The sequence below is a fragment of the Cupriavidus sp. UYPR2.512 genome (assembly GCF_000379565.1).
In the GTDB taxonomy this organism is placed as follows: domain Bacteria; phylum Pseudomonadota; class Gammaproteobacteria; order Burkholderiales; family Burkholderiaceae; genus Cupriavidus.
In genome coordinates this window covers 1-3,099 of the sequence record NZ_KB902981.1, presented here as the reverse complement: position 1 = coordinate 3,099, position 3,099 = coordinate 1, and the positions used below count along the sequence as shown (strand labels likewise).

5 protein-coding genes are annotated in these 3,099 nt (G+C 63.9%); 3 read left to right on the top strand and 2 right to left on the bottom strand.

Features of this window, described 5'->3' with window-relative positions; all coding sequences use genetic code 11:
- Positions 1-97: 97 nt before the first annotated feature.
- The 3 genes from A3A5_RS45685 (at position 98) to A3A5_RS0116110 (ending at position 1,159) form a co-directional block, all read left to right on the top strand.
- The gene (locus A3A5_RS45685) at positions 98-709 is read left to right on the top strand and encodes a tyrosine-type recombinase/integrase (RefSeq protein WP_369797785.1); all 612 of its coding nucleotides are present in this window, start codon (positions 98-100) and stop codon (positions 707-709) included.
- Complete coding sequence (locus A3A5_RS44785) at positions 624-812, top strand: hypothetical protein (RefSeq protein WP_369797786.1); 189 nt, start codon at positions 624-626, stop codon at positions 810-812. The genes A3A5_RS45685 and A3A5_RS44785 overlap by 86 nt, the downstream gene beginning before the upstream one ends.
- A gap of 77 nt (positions 813-889) precedes the next feature.
- Positions 890-1,159 carry a hypothetical protein gene (locus A3A5_RS0116110; protein ID WP_018311582.1) on the top strand — a complete coding sequence of 90 codons (270 nt, stop codon included), beginning with the start codon at positions 890-892 and terminating at the stop codon, positions 1,157-1,159.
- A gap of 49 nt (positions 1,160-1,208) precedes the next feature.
- Here the strand turns inward: A3A5_RS0116110 and A3A5_RS0116105 are convergent, their stop codons facing one another.
- The gene (locus A3A5_RS0116105) at positions 1,209-1,865 is read right to left on the bottom strand and encodes an RES family NAD+ phosphorylase (protein WP_018311581.1); all 657 of its coding nucleotides are present in this window, start codon (positions 1,863-1,865) and stop codon (positions 1,209-1,211) included.
- Complete coding sequence (locus A3A5_RS40300) at positions 1,865-2,692, bottom strand: hypothetical protein (RefSeq protein WP_157637234.1); 828 nt, start codon at positions 2,690-2,692, stop codon at positions 1,865-1,867. Before A3A5_RS40300 ends, A3A5_RS0116105 begins: the two co-directional genes overlap by 1 nt.
- Between the last annotated feature and the right edge of the window lie 407 nt (positions 2,693-3,099).

Sequence of the window (3,099 nt, the reverse complement as noted above, 5' to 3'; positions counted from 1 at the left end):
GCCATAAACCGGAGGCGGGAAAGTTCCGCCCCTTGCGGCGTCTGGCAGAGCTCTAACCCGGCGAGGGGGGTCTTAAAGGGCAATATTTTCCGAATAGGTGGCGGCCGTCTTCGACGCGATCGAGGCCCGCCCGGCGCCGACGCTCTGGGCCCAGTTGCACAAAGCCCGCGACCGTGTCCTGCTGGCCCTGCTGTTCCAGACGGGCTTGCGCGCCTCGGAAGTCGCCGCGCTGACGTGGCCGGACTTCGCGCGCCAACGCGGCAAGGCCGGGGGCTTCTGGACCGTGCGCATCCGCCACGCCAAGGGCGGCGACGACCAACTGGTGCCATGCGACAACGTGATGGGCGAACTCGCGCGCTTCCGGCTACTGGTGGGCCTGTCGCCCGAGCCGAAGCCGACCGACACGATGGCCGTCATCCCGGCGATCGCCGGCGGCCGGCAGCGCGCGGCGCCGCTGACCGACCCGCTTGCGCTGCAACGAAAACTGGCGCGGGATCTACACGATCGTGCGCGACGCGTTTGGCGAGGCCGCGGCGAGGCTGGAAGCGGCCGGTTGCGCCGACGATGCGGCCAGCCTGCGCGTGGCGTCGACACACTGGCTACGCCATGCCCATGCGACACACCTGCTGCGCTCGGGGGTTTCGGTTACGGACGTGCAACGCTCGCTACGTCATCGCGACATCAATACGACACGGCGCTACACCCATGAGGCCCTCGAAGACGTCGCCCGTGCGGTGGCCGGGAAGCTGCCAGGCGCCGCGCCATCTGCGGCCGCGGCGCCGGTCGGCAGCAACGGCCCCGGCGACAACTAGCCTCCCGGGGGATGGCTAAAACCGGATGGCTAGATTGGTGAACCGCCCACTGGGGCGGCCCAACCAAAGGAGCCTTGATGGCCATCGAAAACCTGTTGCACCTGTCCCCGACCGCCCAGCTCGCGTGGGCAGTTTTCTTCCTGAACGGCCTGATGCCGTTCGTCACGGTCCACAGCGCTTGCCGTCGCGAATGGTCGTGGGTTCGACTGTTCATCGCCGTCACGCTCAGCGTCGCTAGCGTGACGATTGTCCTGCCAGACGCCGGCAATCTGACACCGCTGTTCCGGCTGTGCCTCGCGGGAACCGCCACCGTCGCAGCCGCCGTTGCGGCAGTGCTGGACGCTTGAATCAAAGGCATAGCATGCCCCCGCTCATACGCGGGGGCATCCTTTTCCGTCAGGCATTCCACGGGTCCGTGGGCGGCGCAATGCCAACGTCGTACCGCGCCAGGAAGTCAGGAAGCAAGTGAAAGCGGGCCAGCGGGATCGGGGCACCCCTTGGGATGAGTGGCGCCCGTTCGAAGATGGCCACACTCGGCTCATTGGCGAACCGCGACGTGAAGTAGATGCCATCAATGTCCGGGTAGGCGTCAAAAATGGCGGCACTCCACAGATTTGGACCGCGGTAGTCGGTCGTCGTCAGAACCCGATTGTCCATCCCCAGGTGCAGGTGCGGTTGTGTCAAGTCGGCCAGCCGCAGCGGGCGACCAAGGTTCGTCCCGAGGTCGCTGATGCAGCGTCGGGTCAACTCCTCCTCGTCGAGCAGCAGCGGGCGCGATTTTCCGTGGAACCTATCGCGAATCACAGCTTCAGCCATGCAGGCGTCAAAGCTGGGCGATGCATACAGGACGCCGAACGCGTCGTTCGGCGCGTCGAATCGATAGGGCGTTCCGCCCGTCGACGTCCTGTTGTAATGAATCGGCCCATATGTGGACCGGTGAATCCGCCACACCGGCGTCACAGCAAGGTCCAGTTCCTTCACCGGCATGTGGCGCTCGGCCAGATCGTCCGGGGGCAGCGGACAACCTACTTCCTCAGCAGTCAAGGCGGGCATCACGCTGCCCCTTGGTCGCCAGCAAACCGGCTCATCGCCGCCGCGGCAAGCAGGGCTATCGGCTTGGAGCCATCAAGAATCCAGTCCATCGGCCGACTATCGCTGATTGCCTCAAGCGGGCGCTGCATGAAGTTGTGCACCACCCAGCAGCTTGCGTGGTTCTGGACGAATGGCGCAAGGACCTCGGCGAGCCGGTCGGGCTCCGCGTCAAACTGCCACTGCGGATAACGCAGGCCGCGCTGCTTGCCGGGCGGTACCAGCGCGTAGAGACGACCTTTCAGGCGCGCCTCGTTGATGGCTCGGTCCGACCGGCTTGCATATGCGGCAGCCTCTCGCAGCGGCAAATTTTCGGGTTTCGCCCATTCGTCGAGTGCAAACTGGCGGCCGCGCTCCCTTGCCGCTCGCAAAGGATCATCTTCACTCGGAGCTGTCACTCTGGCAGAGGCCGACGCAGGTGCATCCTCCTGCCCCAACGCCTTCGCGGCCGCCAAGAGCAACTGGTCTATCCGCGCCTGGGGTTCCGCCAGAACGCGCGCGGCCACTAGCTCCGCAGGGCTCACCAGTTCCTTTACGCGTGCAAGGAGTGCCGCGCTAATGTCCCACGTCGGCTGAGCGGGGGTTGGATCTTCGCGCACTCGATTGAAGGCGTTGTCTAGAACCAGGACAACGAGGTTGTCGTGCTTGCCCTGAACCTTGTGCGAAAGAGGTTCATGCCGAGGCTTGCCACTCAGTGCAGCGGTCACAGCCCTTTTTAGCTTGTCCTCGGTATCCGCTAACGCGCAGCGTCCACCACTCCCATACGGGAATACGTAAGTCAGGGCAAGCAAGCCCTCCACCGGTGGCACATCCAAGATTCCGTGGAGCCTGTCCGTGACTTGAACGGGAACAATGGGGCTATGCCGAGGCTCCGCGATGAATTGCGGATCAATGCCTGTGAACCGCAAGGCATTCCCACCCTCCGTATGAAGCCTTACGGAGAAATTCACGAGATCGGGATGGCTTCCGGGTGGGACCCCTTTTGAGAGCACCCCGAGGCTCCGCTTCCTAGGCTTCGACTTCGTAAGACGCTTGGCTTCCATGGTACCTCTTATGTTCATGAACTTCATGAACATAATGGCAGACTATCAAGCAATAGTCCATGGGAGCACATCAACCTTACCGGCGACTACGTGTGGCGCATGAGCCATAAACCGGAGGCGGGAAAGTTCCGCCCCTTGCGGCGTCTGGCAGAGCT

Excerpts from the sequence above, each read along its gene's own strand:
- A3A5_RS0116110 (WP_018311582.1), top strand. The coding sequence starts at position 890 with ATGGCCATCGAAAACCTGTTGCACCTGTCCCCGACCGCCCAGCTCGCG.
- A3A5_RS0116105 (WP_018311581.1), bottom strand. The coding sequence starts at position 1,865 with ATGCCCGCCTTGACTGCTGAGGAAGTAGGTTGTCCGCTGCCCCCGGAC.